Source organism: Isoptericola sp. Y541 (assembly GCF_059445465.1).
Genome location: NZ_JCAIUJ010000004.1, coordinates 13,281 through 39,021, shown reverse-complemented (window position 1 = coordinate 39,021; position 25,741 = coordinate 13,281). Strand labels below are relative to the sequence as shown.

Here is a 25,741-nt window from a genome sequence, read left to right as displayed (position 1 = left end):
AGCCTCGCCGCCGCCTGTTTGGAGACCGACGTGCGCCGCCCGACCTCGGAGACGGACCCGGCCCCCTCCGCGACGGCGCGCAGCGCGAAGTCATGGGCGGCTGGTTGTCTTATCGTCGTGCCGGGAGGCCTATGAGCTCCGACCACGCCACCGTCGCGGGCGTCCGGCACGGCACCGCAGCGGTGAACGGCACGCGGCTCCACTACGTCGCGCAGGAGGCCCCGCAGCGGCTCGCGGACGTGACGTCCTCCTCGCCGCATTCGCCGCCCACGCTGCCTGGTCCGGAGGGACGACCTTCACCCGCTCGTGCGGACCGCGTCGCGGCGGGACTCCAGGTACTCGCGCGGGGCCGGGTCCTGGGTCAGGGCGATCGCCCGGTCGTAGGCGGCCACGGCGTCGTCCGCGCGGCCGAGCCGGGCGAGCAGGTCGGCGCGGGTGGCCCAGGCGGGCTGGAAGCGGGCCGCCGCGGCGGCCCCGTGGTCGAGGTCGTCGAGGCGGGCGAGGCCGGCGACGGGGCCGTCGGCCTCGGCGACCACCGCCGCGAGCGCCACCGCCCCGCCGAGCGACGGAGCCACCCGCTGCAGCGCCTCGTGCAGCCGGCGCAGGGCGGCCTGGGTGGCCTGGTCGGGTGGAGCGCCGACGCGGCGGGCGCAGTGCACGGCCTGGATGGCGGCCTCGAGCTGGAACCGGCCCACCGTGCCCTGCGCGTGGGCGGCGCGCAGGTGCTCGTGCGCCCGGGAGACGAGGGTGCGGTCCCAGCGGGCCGGGTCCTGCTCGGCGAGCGGCACGAACCGTCCGTCGTCGTCGGTGCGGGCGGGGGCGCGCGCCGACGACAGGAGCACCAGCGCGGCCAGGCCGCGGGCCTCCGGGTCGCGGGGGACGAGGCGGGCGAGGATCTCCGCGAGCTGCAGCGCCTCGGGCGGTAGCCCGCGCGGCTCGGGCGCGGCGGTGGACCACTCGACGACGTACGCGCCGTAGACGGCCTCGAGCACGTCGGCCGTGCGGCCGGGCAGGGCGGAGCGGTCGGGCAGGTCGAACGGGATCCCGGCGTCCTTGATGCGGCGCTTGGCCCGCACCAGCCGGGTGGCCATCGTGGCGGTGGGCACCGAGAACGCGGGCGCGATCTGCGCGGCGGTGAACCCCAGCACCGTGGTGAGCATCAGCGGCGTGCGCGCCGGGGGCGCGACGGCGGGGTGCGCGCAGGCGAGCAGCAGCTCGAGGCGCCGGTCGCCGACCGAATCGGGGTCGACGTCCTCGAGCCGGGCGGGCGCGTGCCGCTCCGGCTCCAGCGACGTGGTCCGCCGCACCTCGGCCGAGCGGTGCCGGTCGCGCAGCCGGTTCCGGGCCACCGCGAGCAGCCACCCGGCGGGGTTGTCCGGCACCCCCGACGCCGGCCAGGTGCGCAGGGCGCGCTCGAGGGCGTCGCCCAGGGCGTCCTCGGCGGACTGCAGGTCGCCGTCGCCGGCGGCCAGCAGCGCGACGAGGCGGCCGTAGCCGTCTCGTGCGGCTGCGGCCGCCGCGTCGTACGCGGCGTCAGGTGTGTCGTCGTTCACGTCGGGTCTCGGCAGGATCGACCGGCGGTGTCGGCTCGACCGGTGGCCTACTCCGCCGGGCCGGGTGCGGTCCACGCGCCGTCGACGACGGACGTGGCGACCGGCCGGACCTCGACAGAGCCGTAGGAGGCGCCGGGGCACTTCTCCGCCCAGGCGATGGCGGCGTCGGCGTCCGGGACGTCGATGACGAAGACGCCCGCCAGCGCCTCCTTGGTCTCGGCGAACGGGCCGTCCTGGATCTGGGTGGCCCCCGTGCGGCGCGTGACGGTGGTGGTCGCGTGCGAGAACTGCAGGATCTCGGCCGCGACGAGCACGCCCGCGCTCACGAGCGCGTCGGCGTACTCGCCGAACAGCCGTTCCATCTCCGCGATGCCCTCGGCCGGGATCTCGCCCGGGCCGGGCTCGGGGTTGTGCAGCAGCAGTGCGTAGCGCATGGTCCCTCTCCTCATCTCTCAAGGTCGTCGATCGTGTACCCCTGTGACGATCGAACGGCTCCCGAATCGTCACCTCGACCCTGAGGTGCCGCCCGGTAGGCTGGGGCCACCGCAGCCGGTCCTCGTCGGGTCCCGACGTGCCGCCCGGCTGCGCCGTTCCCACCCGGCCCCACGAGCCACGTGGCGGCCCGACACCCAGGAGTGATCCCGTGGCAGCACCGTCCCCCAGCGCCAAGCTCGACGCCGTCGTCTCCCTCGCCAAGCGGCGAGGCTTCGTGTTCCAGTCCGGCGAGATCTACGGCGGTACGCGCTCCGCGTGGGACTACGGGCCCCTCGGCGTGGAGCTCAAGGAGAACATCAAGCAGCAGTGGTGGCGCGCGATGACGCGACGCGACGACGTCGTGGGCCTCGACTCCGCCGTCATCCTGCCGACACCCGTGTGGAAGGCGTCGGGCCACCTCGGCGCGTTCAACGACCCGCTGACGGAGTGCCTCAGCTGTCACAAGCGGTTCCGCGAGGACCACATGATCGAGGAGTTCGAGGAGAAGAAGGGCCGCGCCCCTGAGGGTGGCCTCGCCGAGATCGCCTGCCCCCACTGCGGCACCCGCGGCCAGTGGACGGAGCCGCGCGACTTCAACATGATGCTCAAGACGTACCTCGGCCCGGTCGAGGACGAGTCCGGCCTGCACTACCTGCGGCCGGAGACGGCGCAGGGCATCTTCGTGAACTTCTCCAACGTGGCGACCGCCGCGCGCAAGAAGCCGCCCTTCGGCATCGCGCAGATCGGTAAGTCGTTCCGCAACGAGATCACGCCGGGCAACTTCATCTTCCGCACCCGCGAGTTCGAGCAGATGGAGATGGAGTTCTTCGTCCAGCCCGGTACCGACGCCGAGTGGCACCAGTACTGGATCGACACCCGCATGGCCTGGTACACGGACCTCGGCATCGACGCGGACAACCTGCGCTTGTACGAGCACCCGGCGGACAAGCTCTCGCACTACTCCACCCGCACGGTGGACATCGAGTACCGCTTCGGCTTCACCGGCAGCGAGTGGGGCGAGCTCGAGGGCGTCGCGAACCGCACGGACTTCGACCTCAAGACGCACTCGGAGCACTCGGGCAAGGACCTGTCGTTCTTCGACCAGGCCACGAACGAGCGCTGGCTCCCGTACGTCATCGAGCCGGCCGCGGGCCTGACCCGCTCGCTCATGGCGTTCCTCGTCGAGGCGTACGCCGAGGACGAGGCGCCCAACACGAAGGGCGGCGTCGACAAGCGCACGGTCCTGCGCCTCGACCCGCGCCTCGCGCCCGTCAAGGCCGCCGTCCTGCCGCTGAGCCGCAACGAGGCCCTGTCGCCCAAGGCGCGGGACCTCGCGGCGGAGCTCCGCCTGTCGTGGAACGTCGACTTCGACGACGCCGGCGCGATCGGCCGTCGCTACCGCCGTCAGGACGAGATCGGCACGCCGTTCTGCGTCACGGTCGACTTCGACACGCTCGACGACGACGCCGTCACCATCCGCCACCGCGACACGATGGCGCAGGAGCGGGTCGCCCTCGACAAGGTCACCGGATACCTCGCGGAGCACCTCGCCGCGTTCTGACGCAGATCTTCGGACGCAGGTCTCCGCGGGAGCGACGGCGGTCACCACACGTGTCACCACACGGGTCACCACACCGGGCGCGGCACGCCGTCGTCTCCCGTGAGCCTGCCGTGCACCACGGCCTCGACCACCGCGATGAGCGCGTCGACGGCCGGGCGGCGCGGCACGGCGCTCGGCTCGAGCAGCACGATCTCGCGCTCGACGAGGTCGCGCAGCGTGCTCGGGTGCAGGTCGCCCGCCGGGCGCAGGGTGCGCATCATCGGGGTGGCGAGCGCCACGCCCAGCCCCTGGGCGACCAGCGCGAGGGTGGTGGACGTGTCGTTGACCTCGTGTGCCGCGCGCGGCTCGAACCCGGCGGAGCGGCACGCGCGGCGGACCGCGGCCCCGTAGTGGGTGGGCATGGGCGGCAGGATCCACGGCACGTCGGCGAGGTCGGCGAGACCGAGCCGGTCGGCCAGGTCCGACGTCGGCGCGGAGACGACGGCGAACCGCTCCGTGCGCAGCGGGCGCAGGGTGGTGCCCGGCACGCGCGGGATCGGGGCGCCGGGGTAGTCGAGGCCGAGGCCGAGGTCGACGTCCCCGCGGCGCACCGCGGCGGCGACGTCGTCGACCGTCAGCTCGTACCCCTCGAGGCTCACCCGGGGGTGTGCGGCGGCCAGGGCCGTGACCAGGCGGGGCAGCATGCTCGCCGCGACGGTGGCGAACGCTCCCACGCGCACGGTGCCGACCGCGTCGCGGGTGGCCGCGCGCGCGGCGTCGACAGCGTCGCGCTGGGCGACCAGCAGCTCCTCCGCCCGCGCGGCGAGCACCGCGCCGGCCTCGGTGAGGGCCACCCCGCGGCCGTGCGGGCGCACCACCTCGGTGCCGAGGTGGCGCGCCAGGAGGGCGAGCTGCTGGGACACCGCCCCGGTCGTGTAGCCCAGGGCGGCCGCGGCCGCCGTCATCGTGCCGTGCTCGGCCAGGGCCTGCAGCGCGCGCAGCGCGGGCCACGGCAGGTCGCGCGAGGACGTCTCCATCTCGGTACCTCAATCCTTCCCTTCGACTCTCCACCGCGGGCGTGCCGGCTGCGACGCCGCCCGCCCGCCTGACCGTATAGAACCTCTGCATGATCGATGGGACCAATCTTCGATGGTCCTGGACGCTCACGCTCGGCACGATGAGAGCGGGCGGCGGGGCGGCCGTCCGGGATCAGCAAGGTCAGCCGAGCGAGGGAGGTCGGGTGCCGGGACGCGCGGAGCCATTGCCGGGGTCTTTGCCGGGGTCGGCGGACGTCGTGGTGGTCGGGGGCGGGGTCATGGGGGCGTCGGTCGCGTTCCATCTGGCCGAGTCCGGCGCCGACGTGCTCCTCGTGGAGTCGGGTGAGCTGGGCCGGGGGAGCTCGGGCAAGCCCATCGGGGGCGTGCGCGCGCAGTTCTCGGACCCGGCCAACGTGGACCTCGGGCGCCGCAGCCTCGAGCTGTACGAGGACTTCCGGCGTCGGCCGGGCGCCGACATCGGGCTCCGGCAGGCCGGCTACCTCTTCGCGCTCCCGACGGACGACGACGTCGAGCTGTTCGGCCGGTCGGTCGCGATGCAGAACGCGCACGGCGTCGGCAGCCGGCTGCTGACCGTCCGCGAAGCGCGTCGTCTCAACCCGTACCTGTCGGCGACGGCGTACGCGGGGGCCGCGTACGCGCCGCGGGACGGGTGGGCGCACCCGGCCGCCGTGGTGGCCGGGTACGTCGACGGCGCGCGCCGGCGGGGCGCCACGGTCGTCACCCGCGCCGCCGTGACCGCCGTCGAATCTCGCGCTGCGCACGAGCCCGACAGGCGACTGACCGTCGTCACCTCCCGAGGCCGGGTCACGACTCCCACGCTCGTGGTGTGCGCCGGCGCCTGGTCGCGCGCCGTCGGCGCGATGGCGGGCGTGGACCTGCCGGTGGACCCGGTGCGGCGGCAGATCGCGCTCACCGCGCCGCTGGAGCGGGTGCCGCCCACGATCCCGTTCACCATCGACTTCGGTACCACGTACTACCTGCACAACGCGGACGCGCGCGGCACGCTGCTGCTCGGCGCGTCCGAGCCGGGTACGCCGGTCGGGTTCGACACCGCGTACGACCCCGGCTGGGAGCCGTACCTGCGGTCCCTCGTGGCGCAGGCCACCCCCGCGCTCGCCGAGGCCCCGTTCATGGGCGGCTGGGCCGGGCTGTACGAGATGACCCCGGACCACGACGCCCTGATCGGCGAAGCCCCCGGCGGCGGCGCGGGAGACGCCCGCGTGCTGTACGCCTGCGGGTTCTCAGGCCACGGGTTCCTGCAGGCGCCCGCTGTGGGCGAGGCCGTCGCCGACCTCTACCTGGGCCACGCCGGCACGCCCGCCGCGCGGGGCGTGGACGTGTCGGCGTTCGACGCCGGCCGGTTCGGGGCACGGCGGGCGCGCACCGAGGCCAACATCATCTGAGGCCAACATCATCTGAGGAAGGAAAGACCGTGAGTGACGCATTCGATTCATTCCACGAACCGTGGCGGCTGCGGGCGGCGTTCGCGCGCTCGCTGTCCGACATGTACGGCCGGGAGGTGCCTGCGTACACGACGCTGCTCGAGGTGTCCCACGAGGTCAACGCCGACGTCGTGCGCGCCCGCGGCGCCGACGCCGAGCGGCTGGGCTCGATCGACCGCGTCACGGCGGAGCGGCACGGCGCCATCCGGGTGGGCACGCCCGCGGAGATCCAGCAGGTGGCCCGGATCTTCGGCGCGATGGGGATGCACCCCGTGGGCTTCTACGACCTGCGCGACGCGTCGACGTCGTCCGTGCCGGTGATCTCCACGGCATTCCGGCCCGTGGACCGCGCCGAGCTGGCCCGCAACCCGTTCCGCGTCTTCACGTCGATGCTCGTGCCCGGGGACCGGCGGTTCTTCAGCGCGGACCTGCAGGCGCGACTCGAGACCTTCCTCCAGAGGAGGTCCCTCTTCGGGCCCGAGCTGCTGGCGCTCGCGGACCGCGCGGAGGCGGACGGAGGCCTGGCCGACGACGACGCCGCGACGTTCCTGCGACTGGCCACCGAGGCGTTCGAGCTGTCGCACGAGCCCGTCGACCAGGCGTGGTACCGCGAGCTGGAGGCCGTCTCGGCCGTGGCGGCCGACATCGGCGGCGTCGCGTCCACGCACATCAACCACCTCACGCCGCGCGTGCTCGACATCGACGACCTGTACGCCCGGATGGAGGCGCGCGGCATCACGATGATCGACGCCATCCAGGGCCCGCCGCGGTGGGAGGGGCCGGACGTGCTGCTGCGGCAGACGTCGTTCCGGGCCCTCGCCGAGCCCCGCACGTTCCGCACCCCGGACGGCCAGGTGGTGCAGGACGCGTTGCGCGTGCGCTTCGGCGAGGTCGAGGCGCGCGGCATCGCGCTCACCCCCCAGGGCCGGGCGCGTTACGACGCCGCCATCGCGGCGGGCACAACTCCGGAGGTCTGGCGCGAGACGTTCCCCGCCACGGAGGCGGGCCTTGTCGAGCAGGGGCTGGGCTACTTCACCTACGACGTCGACCCGTCGGTCGAGCCTGTCGAGACCACGTCCGGCCGGACCCCTACCGTGCGCCGCGAGCCGATCGTCTACGAGGACTTCCTGCCCCGCTCCGCGGCGGGCATCTTCCAGTCCAACCTCACCGAGGAGGGCTCCAAGGACGCCACGCAGGCGGGCGCGGAGCGCGACGCGGACTGGATGTCCGGCGCCGTCGGGCGCGAGCTGTTCGACCCCTTCGACCTGTACGCCGCCCAGGTGGAGGCGTCGCGCGACCGCGCGGCGAGCCGCCTCGGCGTCGACCCCCACCACCTCGAGCGATCCTCGACCGACCAGGGAGCCCAGGCATGACCACCCAGACCACCACCCCGCTCACCACCGACCTGCGCGACGCGGCCTTCGCCGCGCTGCGACGGATCTCGCCGGTTGAGCTTGCCGAAACCATCTCGCTGGTTGAGCCCGTCGAAACCATCTCGCTGGTTGAGCCCGTCGAAACCCGGGTCTCGACAGGCTCGACCAGCGGGGTTTCGACCCTTCGACAGGCTCAGGACGGCGCAAGCTCAACCATCGATGTCGTCTCGCCGCTGTCGGGGGAGGCGCTGCTCACCCTGCCGGAGGCGGACGCGGCCGACGTCGACGCGGCGATCACCGCGGCCGCCGCCGCGTTCCGCACCTGGAAGTCCGTCCCCGGGCCCGTCCGCGGCGCCGTCGTGCGACGCCTCGGCGAGCTGCTCACCGAGCACAAGGCGGACCTGGCCGAGCTGGTGACGATCGAGGCCGGGAAGATCACCTCCGAGGCGCTCGGTGAGGTGCAGGAGATGATCGACGTCTGCGACTACGCCGTCGGGCTGTCCCGGTCCCTGGGCGGGCGCACGATGCCGTCCGAGCGGCCCGGCCACCGGCTCATGGAGCAGTGGCACCCGATCGGCGTGGTCGGCGTGGTGAGCGCGTTCAACTTCCCCGTCGCGGTGTGGTCCTGGAACACGGCCGTGGCCCTGGTGTGCGGGGACACCGTGGTGTGGAAGCCGAGCGAGAAGACGCCGCTGAGCGCGCTCGCCTCGAACGCGCTGCTGCGCCGCGCGCTGATGGAGGCGGGTTTCCCGGAGACGGTGAGCACCGTCGTCGTGGGCGGGCGCGAGGCGGGGGAGGCGCTCGTCGCGGACCGCCGCGTGGCGCTGCTCTCGGCCACCGGGTCCGAGCGCATGGGGCAGCAGGTGGCACCGGCCGTCGCCGCGCGGGGCGGGCGGTACCTGCTGGAGCTCGGCGGCAACAACGCCGCGATCGTCGCGCCGTCGGCGGACCTGGACCTCGCCGTGCGCGGCATCGTGTTCGCGGCCGTCGGCACGGCCGGGCAGCGGTGCACGTCCATGCGCCGGCTGATCGTGCACTCGTCCATCGTCGACGACGTGGTGGCCCGCCTTGAGCGGGCCTACGCGGGGCTGCCGATCGGCGACCCGCGTGCCGGCGGCACGCTCGTCGGCCCGCTGACCGACGCCGCCGCGAGCGAGCGCATGCGCGCCGCGCTGGACGAGGCACGCGCGGACGGCGGCACCGTCGTCGTCGGGGGAGAGGCGGTCGAGGTCGACGGCGCGCCCGGCGCCGCGTACGTGTCGCCGGCGCTGGTGCGGATGCCGGGCCAGACCGACGTGGTGCGGCGCGAGACGTTCGCCCCGATCCTCTACGTCCTCACCTACGAGACGCTGGACGAGGCGATCGCCCTGCACAACGACGTCCCGCAGGGCCTGAGCAGCGCCATCTTCACGCTCGACGTGCGCGAGGCCGAGACGTTCCTGTCGGAGGTCGGGTCCGACTGCGGCATCGTCAACGTCAACATCGGCACCTCGGGCGCCGAGATCGGCGGCGCGTTCGGCGGCGAGAAGTCCACCGGCGGTGGTCGCGAGTCCGGCTCCGACGCGTGGAAGCAGTACATGCGGCGCGCCACCAACACGGTGAACTACTCGACCGAGCTGCCTCTCGCACAGGGGGTCAGCTTCGGCTGAGCGTTGTCGCCGGTCGAGCCTGTCGAGGCCCTCGGGCTTGGTCTCGACCCTTCGACAGGCTCAGGACGGCGCAGGCTCGACCGACGTGGCCATGACAGATGTCATGCGAGGGTCGTGACAGGCGGCCCTGCTGGTCAGCGGCCTGGACCGCCAGGATCGAGACATGACCTCGACAACCACACCCACCCCCGCGCTGAGCCTGCGCGGGCTGCGCAAGGAGTTCCCTTCGCCGTCCGGCCCCGTGCGCGCGGTCGACGGCATCGACCTGGAGATCGCGCCCGGCGAGGTGGTCGCCTTCCTCGGCCCCAACGGCGCCGGCAAGACCAGCACCATCGACATGGTGCTCGGCCTGAGCACTCCGACGTCCGGGAGCGCGCAGGTGTTCGGTACCGACCCCGCCGCCGCGATCGCCGCCGGTCGGGTCGCGGCCGTCATGGCAGACGGGTGGGCTGCTGCGCGACATCACGGTCGCCGAGACCGTCTCCCTCACCGCGGCGCTCTTCGGCAAGACCGGCTCCCCGGCGCCCTACCTCGAGCGCGCGGGCATCGCCGAGCTCGCCGACCGCATGGTCGGCAAGTGCTCCGGCGGCCAGCAGCAGCGGCTCCGGTTCGCGATGGCGCTGGTCTCCGAGCCCGACCTGCTCCTGCTCGACGAGCCCACCACGGGCATGGACGTCGAGGGCCGCCGCGAGTTCTGGGCGGCCATCCGCGCGGACGCCGCCGCCGGCCGCACGGTCGTCTTCGCCACCCACTACCTGGAGGAGGCCGACGCGTACGCGGACCGCGTCGTGCTGGTCAGCCAGGGCCGCGTCGTCGCGGACGGCTCCACGGCCGAGGTGAAGAGCCTCGCGTCCGGGCGCACCGTCAGCGCGCGCCTCGACGACGACGAGCGCGCCGACGTCGCGGCCCGCCTGCGCGACATGCCGGCCGTGGACGCCATCGACCACCGGGGCTCGCGGCTCGTCGTACGGACGGCCGACTCCGACCTCGTCGCCCGCTATCTGCTCACGCAGACCGCCGCGAGCGACCTCGAGGTCGCCTCCGACAACCTCGAGGACGCCTTCGTCGCCCTCACCACCGCCGCACCGACGACCACGGACGGAGCTCTCCGATGAGCACCCTGACCACGACGCCCACCCCCTCCCGCACGGCGGGCCCCAGGCCCCGCATCCGGCCCGCGACGGCGGTGCGCATCTACCTCGGGGTCGAGCTGCGCCGCTCGCTGCGCAACCGGCGCTCCCTCATCTTCTCGATGGTGATGCCGCCCGTCTTCTTCCTCATCTTCGGGCTGCAGGGCGACTACGCGAACCAGAGCGCGGGCAACGGCAACGTCACCGCGTGGATCGCCGTCTCGATGGCGCTCTACGGGGGGATGGTCACCGCGACCGGCGGCGGGGCGAGCGTGTCGGTGGAGCGCGGCCAGGGCTGGACCCGGCAGCTGCGGCTGACGCCGCTGCGGCCCGCCGTCTACGTGGGCGTGAAGCTCGCGGCCGCGATGGCGCTGGGCGCCGTCTCGGTGGCGGTCACGCTGATGGTGGCCGCCGTGGCCGGGGCGCAGATGCCGGCCAGCGCCTGGATCCTGTGCGCGGTGCTCGCCTGGGCGGGCTCCCTCGTCTTCGCCGCGTTCGGGCTGTTCGTGGGCTACCTGCTGCCCGCCGAGAATGTCATGCAGATCCTCGGGCCGGTGCTCGCGCTCCTGTCGTTCGGCGGCGGGCTGTTCATGCCCCTCGGCGACGGCTGGTGGGCAGGCGTGGCGCAGTTCTTCCCGACGTACGGCCTGGCCGAGCTGGTGCACGCACCCCTGGGCGGCGACCTCGGCGTCGCGGCCGTGGTGAACGTGGTGGCGTGGGCCGCCGTCTTCTCGGTCGGCGCGGCATGGCGGTTCCGCAAGGACACGGCGCGGGCGTGAGCGTCGGTGTACCGGCACCCGTCGGATCACATGGCACGGTGGGGGACGTGAACTCCACGTCCCCCGACCCGCTCGGCGGGATCCCGCGCGTCGGCCCGGTCCTCGCGATCATCTGGGTGGTCTTCCTCGTCGAGCCGTTCCAGGCGTCCCTCGACGCGCCCACCGCGACGCTGCGCGTGGTCGGTGTCCTGGGCGTGCTCGGGGTCGCAGGGATCTTCGCCATGACGTTCCTGGGGTTCCGGCGGCGCCCCGCGTTGCGCCCGCGCACTGCGGCGCTCCTCCTGACCGCGCAGTGCGCGTGCGTGGCGCTGTCCTGCCTGGCCGCGCACCAGCACGGGCTCGTGGGGCTCGTCTTCGTGTGCGTCACGGGCATCTACCTCCTGAGCGGGCGGGCCGCGCTGGTGCTCGTCGGGGGCAGCATCGTCGTGATGGTCGTGCTGCCGCGCCTCGTGCCCGGCTGGCAGACCGAGGACGGCAACGTCGTCGGCGCCCTGCTCGCCAGCGCCGCTGTGTACGGGTTCACGCAGGTCATCGAACGCAACCGGCGGCTGCGCGAGGCGCAGCAGGAGGTCGCCGACCTCGCCGTTGCCCGGGAGCGCGAACGCATCGCCCGCGACATGCACGACGTGCTCGGGCACTCACTCACGGTGATCTCCGTCAAGGCGGAGCTGGCCGCCAAGCTGCTGCGGGCGGACGCCGCCCCGCTGCCGGAGGGGTCGCCGGGGGCACGGGCGGTCACCGAGGTCAGCGACATCCAGGACCTCGCCCGCGGGGCGCTCGCGGACGTGCGGGGCATGGTGGCCGGGTCCAGGCAGGTGACGCTGGCCGGCGAGCTGGCGGCCGCCCGCTCCGCGCTGGACGCCGCGGGGATGGCGGCCGACCTGCCGGGCGCCGTGGACGTCGTCCGGGCCGACCGGCGCGAGCTGTTCGCCTGGGTGCTGCGCGAGGGCACCACCAACGTGCTGCGGCACTCGGGCGCCTCGCGCGTGGCGGTGACGGTGGAGGCCGACGGCCTCGTCGTGGACGACGACGGGTCCGGCGCGGACCCCGGCGAGCGCAGCGGGGGCAACGGGCTCACCGGGCTGACGGCCCGCGCCCGCGCCGCCGGCGCGGTGCTGGAGACCGGGCCGAGCCCGCTCGGGGGCTTCCGGCTCGCGGTCACCGTGCGGCCGGATGCCGACCGGCCCGCGGCGAGTGCCAGGATCGACGCGTGATCCGACTGCTGCTGGCCGACGACCAGGCCCTCGTGCGCGGCGCGCTCGCCGCGTTGCTCGACCTCGAGCCCGACCTGGAGGTCGTGGCCCAGGTGGGCCGCGGGGACGCGGTGCTCGACGCCGCCCGGGCGTCCGCGGCCGACGTCGCCCTTCTCGACGTGGAGATGCCCGGCATGGACGGCATCGCCGCCGCGGCGGCGCTGCGCGAGGCGCTGCCCTCCTGCCGCACCCTGGTCGTCACGACCTTCGGGCGCCCGGGCTATCTGCGCCGGGCCCTGGACGCCGGGGCGAGCGGCTTCGTGGTCAAGGACACCCCCGCCGAGCAGCTCGCCGACGCAGTGCGCCGCGTGCACGCCGGGCTGCGCGCCGTCGACCCCGACCTGGCAGTGGCGTCGCTCACCGTGGGCGCGAGCCCGCTGACCGAGCGCGAACGGCACGTGCTGGCCCTCGCCGCGGCCGGCGGCACGGTCGCGCAGGTCGCGGCCGAGGCGTTCCTGTCCGAGGGCACGGTGCGCAACTACCTGTCGGCGGCGATCGGCAAGACGGGCGCCCGGACCCGCGCCGAGGCGGTGCGCATCGCGCAGGAGAACGGCTGGCTGTAGCGGTCCCCGACGTTTGCGACAATGGGGGACGTGACTTCCACCCTCGATTCCGTCAGCACGTCGGCGCCTGGCGCTCCCGGCCCTCGCGACGATGCCGCTGCGCGCGTGCTCCCGCCGCTGCAGATCGGGCCGATCACCGTGGACACCCCGGTGGTGCTGGCGCCGATGGCGGGCGTCACCAACCGCGCCTTCCGCACGCTGTGCCGCGAGGCCGGCGCGTCGCAGGGCTTCGACCCCGGGCTCTACGTCGCCGAGATGGTCACGAGCCGCGCGCTCGTGGAGCGCAACGTCGAGTCGCTGCGCATCGTGACGTTCGGCGACGACGAGACCCCGCGGTCCGCGCAGGTGTACGGCGTCGACCCGGCCACGGTCGGCGCCGCGGTGTCGATCATCGCGGGGGAGGACCGCGCCGACCACGTCGACCTCAACTTCGGCTGCCCGGTGCCCAAGGTCACGCGCAAGGGCGGCGGCTCGGCCCTGCCGTGGAAGCGCCAGCTCTTCACCGACATCGTGCGCGCCGCGGTTGAGGCCGCCGAGCCGCACGGCGTGCCCGTGACCGTCAAGATGCGCAAGGGCATCGACGACGACCACCTCACCTACCTCGAGGCGGGCCGCATCGCGGAGTCCCTCGGCGTGGCCGCCGTCGCGCTGCACGCGCGCACCGCCGCCGACTACTACTCGGGAACCGCCGACTGGACCGCGATCGCGCGGCTCAAGGAGGAGGTGCGCAGCGTGCCGGTGCTCGGCAACGGCGACATCTGGTCGGCCGAGGACGCGCTCCGCATGGTCCGCGAGACCGGGGTGGACGGCGTCGTCGTCGGACGCGGGTGCCAGGGTCGGCCGTGGCTGTTCGCCGACCTCGCCGCCGCGTTCCACGGCTCCGACGCGCGCGTGCGCCCCGGGCTGCGCGAGGTCACCGACATGATCTACCGCCACGGCCAGCTGATGATCGACTACTACGACGGCGACGAGGGCAAGGGCATGCGCGACCTGCGCAAGCACATGGCCTGGTACCTCAAGGGCTATGCGGCCGGGGGAGACTCGCGGCGCGCGCTGGCGATGGTCTCGACGCTCGCCGAGCTGCGCGAGCACCTGGACTCCCTCGACCTGACGCTGGGCTACCCGGGCGAGGACGCCGAGGGCCCGCGCGGCCGGGCCGGGTCGCCCAAGCAGCCGCACCTGCCCTACGGGTGGCTGGACTCACGCGACCTCAATGCGGAGTTCGAGGCGAAGCTGCGCGAGGCCGAGCTGAGCGTCAGCGGCGGCTGACCACCACATCGCTGGTTGAGCTTGTCGAAACCACGTTCCGGGTCTCGACAAGCTCAACCAACGAACGGTTTCGACAGGCTCAACCAACGAACGGTTTCGACAGGCTCAACCAACGAACGGTTTCGACAGGCTCAACCAACGAACGGTTTCGACGGGCTCAACCAACGAACGGTTTCGACGGGCTCAACCAACGAACGGTTTCGACGGGCTCAACCAGCGAAGGGTGTCGTCAGGCGCGGAGCCAGACCGTCGTGTCCGCGGGGACGCGCACCTGCGGGTCGGACGACCGGTCGCTGAAGGTCGGGCCGGACGCGAGCAGCACCTCGGCGCGCCGCGGCAGCACGACGGGCCGCGTGCCCAGGTTCGCCAGCACGACGACGTCCTGGTTGCGCAGCGCGATGACGTCGTCGGAGGCGGCGAACGACTCGATCCAGGCGAGCCCGCCGTGGCCCAGGCCCTCGGCCCGGCGAAGCGCGAGCGCGGCGCGGTACGTCTCGAACGTCGACCCCGCGACGCCGTACTGCACGTCCGCGGCGTAGCGCGCGAACGAGTCGGGCTGCGGCAGCCAGGGCTCGCCCGCGGGCCCGAAGCCGAAGCCGGGCTCGCCGGCCGACCACGGCAGCGGCACGCGGCAGCCGTCGCGACCCGCCTCGGCGCCCCCGGTCCGGAAGAACGCCGGATCCTGTCGCACGTCGGCGGACAGCGCCGTGTGCTCCGGCAGCCCGAGCTCCTCGCCCTGGTACAGGTACGCGGACCCGGGCATCCCGAGCATCAGCAGGCTCGCGGCGCGAGCGCGGCGCAGGCCCAGCTCCTCGTCGGGCTGCGGGTCGGTGGCGAAGACGCCGTTCGGCCGCACCGACGGGTCCGCCGAGCCCAGCCGCGAGGCGTGCCGCACCACGTCGTGGTTAGACAGCACCCAGGTGGTCGGGGCGCCGACCACGTCGTTCGCCCGGTACGACGCTGCGATGACGGTGCGCAGGGCGGGGGCGTCCCAGCCCGTGGTGAGGAACGAGAAGTTGAACGCCTGGTGCATCTCGTCGGGGCGCACGTAGCGCGCCAGCCGGGACAGCGGCTCCACCCACGCCTCGGCGACCAGGGCCCGGTCGCCGTCGTACTCCGCGAGCACGCGGTGCCAGGCGCGGTACACCTCGTGCACGCCGTCCTGGTCGAACATCGGGCCCTGGTTGCCCGCGCCGGTGGAGCCGTCCTCGGGCGCACCGGGCTCGACATCACCGGGCTCGACATCACCGGGCTCGACATCACCGGGCACGCCGTCCGCCTGCTCGTCGCTGCTGCCCGTGACCATCTCGACGTGGCCGTCCCAGTCGGGCAGGCCCTCGGCCTTGATCAGCCCGTGCGCGACGTCGACGCGGAACCCGTCGACGCCCCGGTCGAGCCAGAAGCGCAGCACCTGCTCGAACTCGGCGCGCACCTCGGGGTTCTCCCAGTCGAGGTCGGGCTGGGTGGAGTCGAAGAGGTGCAGGTACCACTGGCCGGGGGTGCCGTCGGGCGCGGTGAGTCGCGTCCAGGCCGGGCCGCCGAAGATGGACTGCCAGTTGTTCGGCGCCTCGTCGCCGGCGGGGCCGCGGCCGTCGCGGAAGACGTACCGGGCGCGCTCGGGCGAGCCGGGGGCGGCGGCGAGCGCCTCCTGGAACCACGCATGTTGGTCCGACGTGTGGTTGGGCACGAGGTCGACGATGACGCGCATGCCGCGCGCGTGGGCGCCGGCGAGCATGTCGTCGAAGTCGGCCAGGGTGCCGAACAGCGGGTCGACGTCGCGGTAGTCGGCCACGTCGTAGCCGGCGTCCTTCTGCGGCGAGCGGTAGAAGGGCGAGAGCCACACCGCGTCGACGCCGAGCGTCCGGAGGTGGTCGAGCCTCGACGTGATGCCCGGGATGTCGCCGATCCCGTCGCCGTTGCCGTCGGCGAAAGAGCGCGGGTAGACCTGGTAGATCACGGCGTCCCGCCACCACTGCCGGGCGGTGTCGCTCCCGGCGTGCACGACGGCGCCCGCACGCAGCGGATCGGCGCCTGCAGGCGCCCCCTCTGCGGTCGTGGCGGGGGTGTACGGCTGGGTGGACGTCATCGCTGGCTTCCTCACCTTGCTGGGGACACCGTGTCCGGGCCCTGGTCGGTCGGCACGAGGCGCAGGAGTGCCACGTGGGTACGGCCATCGAGTGTAAGCCTTGCTGCAACGGTTACAGAAAAACCTGATCGCCGGACGCGGATCAGTCCCGCGGGACGGCCCCCGTCGAGCCGCGGACGACGAGCTCCGGGGCGAAGAGCAGCTCGGTGCGCGGGGCGCGCTCGCCCTGGATCTCGGTGAGCAGCGCGCTCACGGTGGCGCGGGCCATCGCCTCGACCGGCTGGCGCACCGTGGTCAGCGGTGGGTCCGTGAAGGCGATCAGCGGCGCGTCGTCGTAGCCCACGATCGACACGTCGTCAGGCACCCGCAGGCCCCGCGACCGCGCCGCGCGCACGGCGCCGAGCGCCATGAGGTCCGACGCGCAGACGATCGCCGTGTGCCCGGTCTCGAGGAGCTCGGCGGCCGCGGCCTGCCCGCCCTCGAGCGTGTACAGGCTCGAGCGCACCTGCTCGCGCGCGGCGGCCTCGTCGTCGGCGAGCCCGCACCGCACCAGGGCCGCGACGAAGGCGTCGAGCTTGCGGCGGGACGGGACGTATCGCTCCGGGCCGATCGCGAGGCCGATGCGGCGGTGGCCGAGCGTGACCAGGTGCTGCACCGCGACGTCGACGCTCGCGGCGTCGTCGGGGGAGACGAAGGGCGCGTCGATCCCCGGCGCGTAGCCGTTCACGAGGACGATCGGCACGCCCTGGCTCCGCAGCATCCCGTAGCGGGTGTGGTCCGCGCGGGTGTCGGCGTGCAGGCCGGAGACGAAGACGATCCCGTCGACGGAGTGGTCCACGAGCGTGCTGACGTACTCGTCCTCGGTGGTGCCCCCGGGGGCCTGGGTGCACAGGAGCGGGGTATATCCGCGCTGGGCGAGGATCGATTCGATGGCCTGCGCGAACGCGGGGAAGACCGGGTTGGTCAGTTCGGGCACGATGAGGCCCACGAGGCCGGCGGAGCGGCCGCGCAGGGCGGAGGGGCGCTCGTACCCGAGTACGTCGAGGGCCGCGAGCACGGCCTGCCGGGTGGAGCTCGCGACCCCGGGCTTGCCGTTGAGCACGCGTGACACGGTGGCCGTCGACACGCCTGCCTGCTCTGCCAGGTCGCTCAGTCGGGTGCGCACCCGAGGAATCGTAGGGGACACGGGACCTCCTCGTCCTGAGTGGGTCGCCCGGGCGTGGTCGACACCCGGGCGGCGCGCGTGGCGGCCGTTTGCCACGCGTTGCTGAAAAGTTATCGCAAGATCTTGCATCGCGCTGCAACGGTCCGTACGTTGTGGGCATTCAAGGTCCGGCGGCAAGACCGTCGCGGGGCCGTCCACCGATGACAGCTGGGAGACACCACGATGCGACGGAGCATCCTTCTCGCCTCGGCCCTGGCCACCACCCTGGCCCTGGCGGCGTGCGGCAGCGGAGAGCCGAGCGGCGGATCCTCCGCCGACTCCGACACGGGGAGCGCGGCGCCGTCGGCGTCCGGCTCGCTCACCGTGTGGGTCGACGAGACCCGCGAGGCGGCGGTCCAGGCGGCCGCCGAGGCGTACGAGCAGGAGTCGGGCGTCGACGTCGAGATCGTCCAGAAGAACTTCGAGGACATCCGCGCGGACTTCCTGGCCCAGGTCCCCACGGGCGAGGGCCCCGACATCACCGTCGGCGCGCACGACTGGCTCGGCGAGTTCACCGCGAACGGCGTGGTGCAGCCCATCGAGCTGGGCGACAAGGCCGACGACTTCCTCCCGGTGTCCGTGCAGGCGTTCACGCAGGACGGCCAGGTCTACGGCCTGCCCTACGCCATCGAGAACATCGCGCTCATCCGCAACACGGAGCTCGCCCCCGAGGCGCCCGCCACCTACGACGACATGGTCGCCGCGGGGAAGAAGGCCGGCACCAAGTTCCCGTTCCTCATCCAGTCCGACGGCGACAAGGGCGACCCCTACACGTACTACCCGTTCCAGACGTCGTTCGGCGCCCCCGTGTTCGAGCAGAACGACGACGGCTCGTACCGCCCCGAGCTCGCCCTCGGCGGCAAGAACGGCGAGGCCTACGCCACCTGGCTCGGCGAGCAGGGCGACGCGGGCAACCTCAGCACCGACATCTCCTACGACATCGCCGTCGAGGCCTTCGCCAAGGGCGAGTCGCCGTTCGTCATCGGTGGCCCGTGGATGCTCGAGCAGTTCAAGGACCTGAAGCTCTCGGTCGACCCGATCCCCGCGCCGGGCGACCAGCCCGCGCAGCCGTTCGTCGGGGTGCAGGGCTTCTTCGTCAGCGCGCAGAGTGAGAACGCGCTGGTGGCCAACGACTTCCTCGTCAACTACCTGTCGACCGCCGAGGCGCAGACGGCGCTGTTCGAGGCCGGCGGCCGCCCGCCGGCGCTGCTCGAGGCGGCGGACAAGGCGTCCGAGGACCCGCTGGTCGCGGGCTTCCGTGAGGTCGGTGCGTCGGCCGTGCCGATGCCGTCCATCCCGGAGATGGGCTCCGTGTGGTCCTTCTGGGGCGTCACCGAGGCGAGCATCATCTCGGGCAAGGCCGACGACCCGGTGAAGGCCTGGAACAAGATGGTCTCCGACATCGAGGGTGCGCTCGGCTGATGTCGCGTGCCCGCTACAAGGGCGCCGTCGCCGGCTCCGGGACGTTTTCCGGAGCCGGCTTCGCCGTCAAGCTCGTGCTCATCGCGCTCGTGGACGCCCTCGGGGTGTTCGGCGTCCTCGCGGCGTGGCGCGCCGGGTCGTGGGGGATCCTCGCGGCCATGGTGGCGCTGCTCGTGGTCGCCAACTGGGTGTACTTCACCAAGCGCGCCCTGCCGCTGAAGTACATCCTTCCCGGGCTGGCGTTCCTGCTCGTCTATCAGGTCTACGTGATCGGCTACACCGGCTACGTCGCGTTCACCAACTACGGCGACGGCCACAACTCCACCAAGGAGCAGGCGATCGACGCCCTCCTGGTGCAGAACGAGCGCCGCGTCGAGGGCTCGCCCGCCGAGCCGCTGACGGTCGTGGAGTCGGACGGCGGCGACCTCGGGTTCGCCGTCGTCGACGACGAGGGCGTGGAGGTCGGCACCGCCGAGGAGCCGCTCGCCGCCGCGCCCGACGCGACGGTCTCGGGCGGGGCCGTCACCGAGGTGCCCGGCTGGACGGTGTTGGACCGCGCGACGGTGCTGCAGCGCCAGGACGAGGTCACCACGCTGCGGGTGCCCGTCTCGGACGACCCGGCCGACGGCTCGGTGCGCACCCAGGACGCCCGCACGGGCTACGTCTTCCAGCCGGTGCTGGAGTACGACGAGGCCGCCGACACGATGACCGACACGACGACCGGCGTGGTCTTCACGCCGAACGACGAGGGCCAGTTCGAGTCTGCGGACGGCGAGGCGCTGCCCGTCGGCTGGCGCGTCACCGTGGGCTTCGAGAACTTCGCGACGGCGTTCGGCGACGACCGGTACGCCGGCCCGTTCATCAAGATTCTCGCGTGGACGTTCGCATTCGCCGTGCTGTCGGTCGTCACGACCTTCGCGCTGGGCATGTTCCTCGCGATGGTCTTCAACGACCCGCGCCTGCGCGGCCGCAAGGTCTACCGCACCCTGACGATCCTGCCGTACGCGATGCCCGGCTTCCTCGCGGCCCTGCTGTGGTCGGGCATGCTCAACAAGAGCTTCGGCGTGATCAACCAGGTGCTCCTGGGCGGGGCGGCTATCCCGTGGCTCACCGACCCTTGGCTGGCCAAGCTGTCGGTGCTGGGCGTCAACCTGTGGCTCGGTTTCCCGTACATGTTCCTCATCTGCACGGGCGCCCTGCAGTCGCTGCCGGGCGACGTGTACGAGGCCGCGCGGATCGACGGCGCCGGCAAGTGGCGCACCTGGAAGTCGATCACGATGCCGTTGCTGCTGGTCGCCACGGCGCCGCTGCTCATCTCGAGCTTCGCCTTCAACTTCAACAACTTCACGCTGATCAAGATGTTGACGAACGGCGGCCCACGGTTCGACGACGCGTCCGTGCCGCTGGGGCACACCGACATCCTCATCTCGATGGTCTACAACGTCTCCGGGCTGGACGGCTCGGCGCCCCGCGACTACGGCCTGGCCAGCGCCCTGTCCATCGTGATCTTCGTGGTGGTCGGAGTCATCTCCGCGATCGCGTTCCGGCAGACCCGCAAGCTCGAGGAGCTGAGCTGATGACGACGCCGACCGAACGGCCGACTGAACAGCCGACCGGGCAGACCGCACGCCCCGACGCGCGCACACCGCAGCAGCTGCGCCATCGCATGCCCGCTGGCCGGTGGGCACGGGAGCTGGGCTGGCGGCACGTCGTCGGGGTGCTGGCGGTGCTCTACGCCGTCTTCCCCATCGTGTACGTGCTCTCGGCGTCGCTGTCGCCGTCGGGCACATTGACCGGGTCGAACGACCTGTTCGCGCAGGTGAGCGGCGCCAACTACGCCGCCCTGGCGGACACGAAGTTCTGGACGTGGATGGGCAACACCCTGGTGATCGGCGTCGCGACGGCCGTGGGCACCGTGCTCATGGGCGCGGCCGCGGCGTACGCGTTCTCCCGCTTCCGGTTCGCGGGCCGGCGGCTGGGGCTGACCTCGCTGCTGATCATCCAGATGTTCCCGCAGATGCTGGCGTTCGTCGCGATCTTCCTGCTGCTCATCTCGCTGGGCGAGGTGGTGCCGGCGCTCGGGCTGAACTCGAAGCTGGCGCTGATCTGCGTGTACCTGGGCGGGGCGCTGGGCGTGAACACGTTCCTCATGTACGGGTTCTTCAACACCGTCCCGCGTGAGCTGGACGAGGCGGCCAAGATCGACGGCGCCTCGCACGCCCAGGTGTACTGGACGATCATCCTGCGCCTGGTGACGCCGATCCTGGCCGTCGTGGGGCTGCTCAGCTTCATCAGCACGTTCGGCGAGTTCATCGTCGCGCGGGTGGTGCTGCAGTCGGAGTCGAACTGGACGCTGGCCGTGGGGCTGTACGGCTGGGTGTCGTCGCTTCTCGAGGCCAACTGGGGCCTGTTCGCCGCCGGGGCGGTGCTGTCCGCGATCCCGGTGCTCGCGCTCTTCCTGTTCCTGCAGAAGTACATCGTGGGCGGGCTCACCGCGGGGTCCGTCAAGGGCTGATCGCGGGGCCGATCCCCGGGCAGGTAGACGGTCGTCACGAGGACCACCCGCGATCCTTGTGGCGGCCGTCACACCAGGGTCCTAGCCTGTGCGTCATGACCGACGACACGCGCACCTACGTCCCGGACCTCGCGCGGCTCACCGACGCCGCCGACGACTCGTTCTCCGTGCGCCGTGCGTACGGCGAGCCCTATGAGCACCAAGGCCAGCTGATCGTCCCCGTCGCCAAGGTGTGGGGCGGGATCGGTACCGGTGCGGCCGGCGGAGCCGGGAACGGTGCTGCCAACGGCGCCGGTAGCGGCACGGGCAGCGGGTCCGGGCGGGGCACGGGGGACGGGACCGGGTGGCGTCGGTCGTTCCGGATCGGCACCGCGGCGACCGACGAGGGCTCCGGCGACGCCGGGGCGGACGCTCCCGCCGACAAGGGCGCCCCGGGCTCCGCGCACGGCGATGCGACGGGCGACGCCAAGGGCGAGGCGCAGGGCGAGGCCCACGGCGAGGGGCAGGGCGAGGGCGGCGGCGGTGGCGGGGGCTACGGCCTGCGCGTCAAGCCGCTGGGCGTCTTCGTGGTCTCGGCCGAGGGCACCTTCTGGAAGCCCGTGCTGGACCTCAACAAGGTGATCCTCGGCGGACAGGCCGTCGGGATCGCGATCGCGCTCGCCGCCGGGTGGGCGATCGGGCGCCGCCGCCGCTGAGCCGCCGTGTCGGCCTGGCCGACCTTCGGCTGTGGAAGCATCGGAGTCGTGGCTCGCAACCTGGAACGCATCGCCGTGCTCTCCGACGTGCACGGTAACCTCGGCGCGCTCGAGGCGGTGCTCGCCGACGTCGTGGCCCGGGGGATCGCGCGCGTGATCAACCTCGGCGACGACGCCGGCAAGGGGCCGCGGGGGAGCGCCGTCGTGGACCGGCTCGCCGAGGTGTGCGAGGCGGACGTGCGGGGCAACTGGGACGACTTCCTGGCGCAGATCCCCGACGACGGCTCGGCCGAGATGGTCTGGTGGCGCGACGAGCTGCGTCCCGACCAGCTGGCGTGGCTCGCCTCGAAGCCGCTCAGCTACGACCTGGTGCTCTCGGGTCGGCGGGTCCGGCTGTTCCACGCCTCGGCGGCGAGCGTGCACACGCGCGTGCACTTCCACCACACGCCCGAGGAGTTCGCGGGCATGTTCGCGACGACGGAGCTCACCGGGTCGGGCCCGGAGCCGACCGTCGTCGGGTACGGCGACGTGCACGACGCGTACGTCGAGACGTACCAGGGCCGCACGCTGTTCAACACCGGCAGCGTCGGCAACCCGTTGGACGAGCCGACGCCGGCCTACGCGATCCTCGAGGGCGTTCCGGACGGCGAGGAACCGGCGCCGTTCTCGATCCAGCACGTGCGCGTGCCGTACGACGTGGAGGCCGAGCTCGCCGCAGCCAGGGACCTCGGCATGCCCTGCTTCGCCGAGTGGGAGCGGGAGCTGCGGACCGCCGTCTACCGGGGGCGCGTGGTCCCCGCACCCTGATCGATGCCGTGACCTATGCCGTGATCCAGCCCGTCGCCGGTCGTGCACGGTCGGGCATGGGTGGCGCTCGCTAGGCTGCACCCCGTGCAGACGTTCGAGCAGGGCGCATTCGACCCGACCGTGGTCGGGACGTACCCGCGCCCCGCGCCGGGCGAGGAGGGCACGCCCTCCTACACCGACCACGACGTGCAGCGCTGGTTCGCCGAGCCGCCCAAGTCCAAATTCCGCACGCCGTTCGAGCGGGACCGGGCTCGGGTGGTGCACTCCTCCGGGTTGCGCCGGCTCGGCGCCAAGACGCAGGTGCTCGGGCCCGGCAGCGACGACTTCGTGCGCACCCGCCTCACCCACTCGCTCGAGGTGGCGCAGGTGGGCCGCGAGATGGGTCGCGCGCTCGGCTGCGACCCCGACCTCGTGGACACCGCGTGCCTCACGCACGACCTCGGCCACCCGCCGTTCGGGCACAACGGGGAGCGCGCGCTCGCGGAGATCGCCGAGCCGATCGGTGGCTTCGAGGGCAACGCGCAGACGCTGCGCCTGCTCACGCGGCTGGAGCCCAAGATCTTCGCCGAAGATGGGTCGCCGCGCGGGCTCAACCTCACGCGCGCGAGCCTCGACGCGAGCGTCAAGTATCCGTGGGCGCACGGGGCGGGCCCGGCCCGCCCGGACGGCGCCGCCACGCCCAAGTTCGGCGTCTACCCCGACGACGCACCCGTCTTCGGGTGGCTGCGCGAGGGCGCGCCGCAGGGGATGCGCTGCATGGAGGCGCAGGTCATGGACCTCGCCGACGACATCAGCTACTCGGTGCACGACGTCGAGGACGCGGTGGTGGGCGGCCGCCTCGACCTGCGGGTGCTGGGCGACCCGGACGAGCGGGCGCGGGTCGCCGGGCACGTGCGCTCCTGGTACGGCGACTGGCACGACCCGGACGCCCTGGACGCCGCCCTGGTGCGGCTGCGCGACACCGGCTACCTCGTCACCGATTTCGACGGTTCGCGCCGCGCCCTCGCGCGGCTCAAGGACGCCACCAGCCAGCTCATCGGCCGGTTCAGCGGGTCGGCGCAGGCCGCGACGCGCGAGGTCTTCGGCGACGGCCCCCTGACCCGGTACGCGGCGCGGCTCGTGGTGCCGCCCGAGACGGCCGACGAGATCCTGGCGCTCAAGGGCGTCGCGGTTGCGTACGTGATGGCGCCGCGCGAGGCGGAGCCGGTGTACGGCGAGCAGCGCGAGCTCATCGCGGAGCTCGTCGAGGCGCTGCTCGACCGGGGCCCGGACGCGCTCGAGGCGCCGTTCGCGGCCGACTGGCGCGACGCGGCCGACGACGGCGCGCGGCTGCGCGTCGTCGTCGACCAGGTGGCGTCGCTCACCGACGTGTCCGCCACGCAGCTCCACGCACGGCTGGTGCGGAAGGCCCGCTAGCTCAGGCCTGCTGGGCCATCCACGCGTCGCTGGCGCGCTGGACGTCCGCCGGGGTGACGTCGTCGGCCACTTGCGCGAAGAACCACCGGTGCCCCGCCGGGCAGCGCACGGCCGCCTGCCGGAAGCCCGGGAACCAGTCGCCGGGCTCCTGCGTGCTCTTGGCGCCGGCCGCGACCGCGCGGGCGTGCGCGGCGTCGGCGTCGTCCACGTACAGGGTGAACGAGCCGGTGGTCGCGCCGTCCGCCCCCGGGGCCACGGCGCCCTCCGCAGGGAAGGACGCGGCCACCGTGAAGGTGGACGTCCCCCGGTCGGTGACGATCCGCAGGTCCGAGTGGATGATCGCGTCGCCCGCGGTGATGGTGTCGATCACCTCGGCCCCGAGTCCCGCGACGTAGAAGTCGATCGCGGCGCGCGGGTCGGTGACGGTGAGGTTCGGGTGCAGCGGGGACATGTCGGACAGGTCCATGGGTCTCTCCTCCTGGGTCGTGTGGCGCGGTGCGTCCGGGCGCGCTCACCATGCTCGTGTCGGTGCACTGCGGCAGTCTTGGAGGAATGCGACAGGTGTTCGAGCCCGCACCCACCGCGTCGACCGCGTCGACCGCGTCGACCGCGTCGACCGCGTCGACCCGTGGGATCGTCGACCCTGCCGCGGCCCGCGGCGGGTTCGACCTCGTGCGGCTGGACCCGGCGCCCGACCTCGCGGACCTCGTCGAGCGGCACTGGGTGGTGCGGTGGGACCTGGCGCCGGGCGCCGAGTTCACGCAGGTCGTCATCCCGCACCCGCATGCGAACGTCGTGGCCGAGGCGGGCGGCTTCGCCGTGCACGGCATCCCGGCCGGGCTGTTCACCCGGACGCTGCGCGGCTCCGGCGCGGTGCTGGGCACCAAGCTCCGGCCCGGCGCGCTGCGTGTGCTGCGCGACCGGCCCGACATCGTGCGGGCGGGGCTGGTCGTGCCGGCCGTCACCGTGCTGGCCGGCGCCGCGGCCGACGAGCCGGGACCGGCTGACATCGAGGAGGCGGGACGCCGCGCGGTGCGCGCCGTGCAGCAGGGCGACGACGCCGCGGCGGTCGCCGCCGTCACCCCCGTCCTGCGGGCGGCGGCGGCCCGGGGCCGCACCCCGCGCTCGGCCGACGCGCTGGCCCGCGTGGCGGGGGTGCTCGGCGCCGTCGTCGGCGGCGAGCTCGGCCCCGACGCCGGCGTCTCCGACCTCACCGAGCTCGCCGGCACGACCCCGCGCTCGCTGCAGCGGTTGTTCGCCGGCTGGGTCGGGGTGAGCCCCAAGTGGGTGCTCCAGCGCCACCGCGTGCACCTGGCGGCCGACCTGCTCGCCGCCGACCCGGGTCGGCCGCTCGCGGACCTCGCCGCCGCCGTCGGCTACTACGACCAGGCGCACCTCAGCGTCGACTTCGCGCGGGCCCTCGGCATGCCGCCGGCTGCCTACGCCCGGCGTTGTGCGACGTCGCGCGGCGCGGCGTCGGCGGGCGTCCTGACCTCTGCCGGGCACGCATAGA

General features: G+C 73.4%; 21 protein-coding genes and 1 pseudogene. 16 read left to right on the top strand and 6 right to left on the bottom strand.

Annotated features, from left to right (window positions below; genetic code table 11):
- Positions 1 to 296: 296 nt before the first annotated feature.
- The gene (locus AC1C2V_RS10410) at positions 297 to 1,553 is read right to left on the bottom strand and encodes an RNA polymerase sigma factor (protein WP_495389539.1); all 1,257 of its coding nucleotides are present in this window, start codon (positions 1,551 to 1,553) and stop codon (positions 297 to 299) included.
- Between the two features lie 47 nt (positions 1,554 to 1,600).
- Positions 1,601 to 1,987: a YciI family protein gene (locus AC1C2V_RS10405; protein ID WP_495389538.1), complete on the bottom strand. Its 387-nt coding sequence runs from the start codon at positions 1,985 to 1,987 to the stop codon at positions 1,601 to 1,603.
- Positions 1,988 to 2,196: 209 nt separating this feature from the next.
- On the opposite strand from AC1C2V_RS10405, the gene AC1C2V_RS10400 reads away from it, so the two are divergent.
- Positions 2,197 to 3,588, top strand: a complete 1,392-nt coding sequence (locus AC1C2V_RS10400) for a glycine--tRNA ligase (RefSeq protein WP_495389537.1) — start codon at positions 2,197 to 2,199, stop codon at positions 3,586 to 3,588.
- Positions 3,589 to 3,653: 65 nt separating this feature from the next.
- Here the strand turns inward: AC1C2V_RS10400 and AC1C2V_RS10395 are convergent, their stop codons facing one another.
- Entirely contained in the window at positions 3,654 to 4,604 is a 951-nt protein-coding gene (locus AC1C2V_RS10395) for a LysR family transcriptional regulator (RefSeq protein WP_495389536.1), read from the bottom strand.
- 203 nt (positions 4,605 to 4,807) lie between these two features.
- Here AC1C2V_RS10395 and AC1C2V_RS10390 point away from each other — a divergent pair, with 203 nt between their 5' ends.
- The 8 genes and pseudogenes from AC1C2V_RS10390 (at position 4,808) to dusB (ending at position 14,083) form a co-directional block, all read left to right on the top strand.
- Complete coding sequence (locus AC1C2V_RS10390) at positions 4,808 to 6,028, top strand: NAD(P)/FAD-dependent oxidoreductase (protein WP_495389535.1); 1,221 nt, start codon at positions 4,808 to 4,810, stop codon at positions 6,026 to 6,028.
- 29 nt (positions 6,029 to 6,057) lie between these two features.
- Complete coding sequence (hglS, locus tag AC1C2V_RS10385; protein ID WP_495389534.1) at positions 6,058 to 7,440, top strand: 2-oxoadipate dioxygenase/decarboxylase; 1,383 nt, start codon at positions 6,058 to 6,060, stop codon at positions 7,438 to 7,440.
- Positions 7,437 to 9,089 (top strand): L-piperidine-6-carboxylate dehydrogenase, encoded by a 1,653-nt coding sequence (gene amaB, locus AC1C2V_RS10380; protein WP_495389533.1) that lies wholly within the window; start codon positions 7,437 to 7,439, stop codon positions 9,087 to 9,089. Before hglS ends, amaB begins: the two co-directional genes overlap by 4 nt.
- 163 nt (positions 9,090 to 9,252) lie before the next feature.
- A pseudogene (locus AC1C2V_RS10375) lies at positions 9,253 to 10,204 on the top strand (ABC transporter ATP-binding protein).
- A complete protein-coding gene (locus AC1C2V_RS10370; RefSeq protein WP_495389532.1) occupies positions 10,201 to 10,998 on the top strand; it encodes an ABC transporter permease in 798 nt (265 codons plus the stop codon). Before AC1C2V_RS10375 ends, AC1C2V_RS10370 begins: the two are co-directional and overlap by 4 nt.
- 47 nt (positions 10,999 to 11,045) lie before the next feature.
- Positions 11,046 to 12,212: a sensor histidine kinase gene (locus AC1C2V_RS10365; protein ID WP_495389531.1), complete on the top strand. Its 1,167-nt coding sequence runs from the start codon at positions 11,046 to 11,048 to the stop codon at positions 12,210 to 12,212.
- Positions 12,209 to 12,814: a response regulator transcription factor gene (locus tag AC1C2V_RS10360; RefSeq protein ID WP_495389530.1), complete on the top strand. Its 606-nt coding sequence runs from the start codon at positions 12,209 to 12,211 to the stop codon at positions 12,812 to 12,814. The genes AC1C2V_RS10365 and AC1C2V_RS10360 overlap by 4 nt, the downstream gene beginning before the upstream one ends.
- 21 nt (positions 12,815 to 12,835) lie before the next feature.
- On the top strand, positions 12,836 to 14,083 hold the full coding sequence (gene dusB, locus AC1C2V_RS10355) for a tRNA dihydrouridine synthase DusB (protein WP_495389529.1): 1,248 nt from the start codon (positions 12,836 to 12,838) through the stop codon (positions 14,081 to 14,083).
- 229 nt (positions 14,084 to 14,312) lie between these two features.
- On the opposite strand, the gene AC1C2V_RS10350 is transcribed toward dusB, so the two are convergent.
- Positions 14,313 to 16,169 carry a glycoside hydrolase family 13 protein gene (locus tag AC1C2V_RS10350; RefSeq protein WP_495389528.1) on the bottom strand — a complete coding sequence of 619 codons (1,857 nt, stop codon included), beginning with the start codon at positions 16,167 to 16,169 and terminating at the stop codon, positions 14,313 to 14,315.
- A 142-nt stretch (positions 16,170 to 16,311) separates the two neighbouring features.
- Complete coding sequence (locus AC1C2V_RS10345; protein ID WP_495389527.1) at positions 16,312 to 17,334, bottom strand: LacI family DNA-binding transcriptional regulator; 1,023 nt, start codon at positions 17,332 to 17,334, stop codon at positions 16,312 to 16,314.
- A gap of 222 nt (positions 17,335 to 17,556) precedes the next feature.
- Between AC1C2V_RS10345 and AC1C2V_RS10340 the strand changes: the two genes are divergently transcribed.
- From AC1C2V_RS10340 to AC1C2V_RS10315, 6 genes are all read left to right on the top strand, one after another.
- The gene (locus tag AC1C2V_RS10340) at positions 17,557 to 18,795 is read left to right on the top strand and encodes a sugar ABC transporter substrate-binding protein (RefSeq protein ID WP_495389526.1); all 1,239 of its coding nucleotides are present in this window, start codon (positions 17,557 to 17,559) and stop codon (positions 18,793 to 18,795) included.
- The gene (locus AC1C2V_RS10335; protein WP_495389525.1) at positions 18,795 to 20,372 is read left to right on the top strand and encodes an ABC transporter permease subunit; all 1,578 of its coding nucleotides are present in this window, start codon (positions 18,795 to 18,797) and stop codon (positions 20,370 to 20,372) included. The genes AC1C2V_RS10340 and AC1C2V_RS10335 overlap by 1 nt, the downstream gene beginning before the upstream one ends.
- On the top strand, positions 20,372 to 21,310 hold the full coding sequence (locus tag AC1C2V_RS10330; protein WP_495389524.1) for a sugar ABC transporter permease: 939 nt from the start codon (positions 20,372 to 20,374) through the stop codon (positions 21,308 to 21,310). The genes AC1C2V_RS10335 and AC1C2V_RS10330 overlap by 1 nt, the downstream gene beginning before the upstream one ends.
- A gap of 95 nt (positions 21,311 to 21,405) precedes the next feature.
- Positions 21,406 to 22,005: a hypothetical protein gene (locus AC1C2V_RS10325; protein ID WP_495389523.1), complete on the top strand. Its 600-nt coding sequence runs from the start codon at positions 21,406 to 21,408 to the stop codon at positions 22,003 to 22,005.
- A gap of 48 nt (positions 22,006 to 22,053) precedes the next feature.
- Positions 22,054 to 22,812, top strand: a complete 759-nt coding sequence (locus AC1C2V_RS10320) for a metallophosphoesterase family protein (RefSeq protein ID WP_495389522.1) — start codon at positions 22,054 to 22,056, stop codon at positions 22,810 to 22,812.
- 120 nt (positions 22,813 to 22,932) lie between these two features.
- On the top strand, positions 22,933 to 24,228 hold the full coding sequence (locus AC1C2V_RS10315; RefSeq protein ID WP_495389824.1) for a deoxyguanosinetriphosphate triphosphohydrolase: 1,296 nt from the start codon (positions 22,933 to 22,935) through the stop codon (positions 24,226 to 24,228).
- 1 nt (position 24,229) lies between these two features.
- Here the strand turns inward: AC1C2V_RS10315 and AC1C2V_RS10310 are convergent, their stop codons facing one another.
- The gene (locus AC1C2V_RS10310; protein WP_495389521.1) at positions 24,230 to 24,694 is read right to left on the bottom strand and encodes a VOC family protein; all 465 of its coding nucleotides are present in this window, start codon (positions 24,692 to 24,694) and stop codon (positions 24,230 to 24,232) included.
- Between the two features lie 86 nt (positions 24,695 to 24,780).
- Here AC1C2V_RS10310 and AC1C2V_RS10305 point away from each other — a divergent pair, with 86 nt between their 5' ends.
- Positions 24,781 to 25,740, top strand: coding sequence for an AraC family transcriptional regulator (locus AC1C2V_RS10305; protein ID WP_495389520.1), 960 nt, complete (start codon positions 24,781 to 24,783; stop codon positions 25,738 to 25,740).
- Position 25,741 lies beyond the last annotated feature (1 nt).

Bases quoted from the DNA above. Each gene is read 5' to 3' on its own strand.
- AC1C2V_RS10405 (WP_495389538.1), bottom strand. From the start codon at position 1,987: ATGCGCTACGCACTGCTGCTGCACAACCCCGAGCCCGGCCCGGGCGAG.
- AC1C2V_RS10310 (WP_495389521.1), bottom strand. From the start codon at position 24,694: ATGGACCTGTCCGACATGTCCCCGCTGCACCCGAACCTCACCGTCACC.
- AC1C2V_RS10305 (WP_495389520.1), top strand. From the start codon at position 24,781: ATGCGACAGGTGTTCGAGCCCGCACCCACCGCGTCGACCGCGTCGACC.
- AC1C2V_RS10350 (WP_495389528.1), bottom strand. From the start codon at position 16,169: ATGACGTCCACCCAGCCGTACACCCCCGCCACGACCGCAGAGGGGGCG.
- AC1C2V_RS10340 (WP_495389526.1), top strand. From the start codon at position 17,557: ATGCGACGGAGCATCCTTCTCGCCTCGGCCCTGGCCACCACCCTGGCC.
- AC1C2V_RS10335 (WP_495389525.1), top strand. From the start codon at position 18,795: ATGTCGCGTGCCCGCTACAAGGGCGCCGTCGCCGGCTCCGGGACGTTT.
- AC1C2V_RS10330 (WP_495389524.1), top strand. From the start codon at position 20,372: ATGACGACGCCGACCGAACGGCCGACTGAACAGCCGACCGGGCAGACC.
- dusB (WP_495389529.1), top strand. From the start codon at position 12,836: ATGGGGGACGTGACTTCCACCCTCGATTCCGTCAGCACGTCGGCGCCT.
- AC1C2V_RS10370 (WP_495389532.1), top strand. From the start codon at position 10,201: ATGAGCACCCTGACCACGACGCCCACCCCCTCCCGCACGGCGGGCCCC.
- AC1C2V_RS10325 (WP_495389523.1), top strand. From the start codon at position 21,406: ATGACCGACGACACGCGCACCTACGTCCCGGACCTCGCGCGGCTCACC.
- amaB (WP_495389533.1), top strand. From the start codon at position 7,437: ATGACCACCCAGACCACCACCCCGCTCACCACCGACCTGCGCGACGCG.
- AC1C2V_RS10395 (WP_495389536.1), bottom strand. From the start codon at position 4,604: ATGGAGACGTCCTCGCGCGACCTGCCGTGGCCCGCGCTGCGCGCGCTG.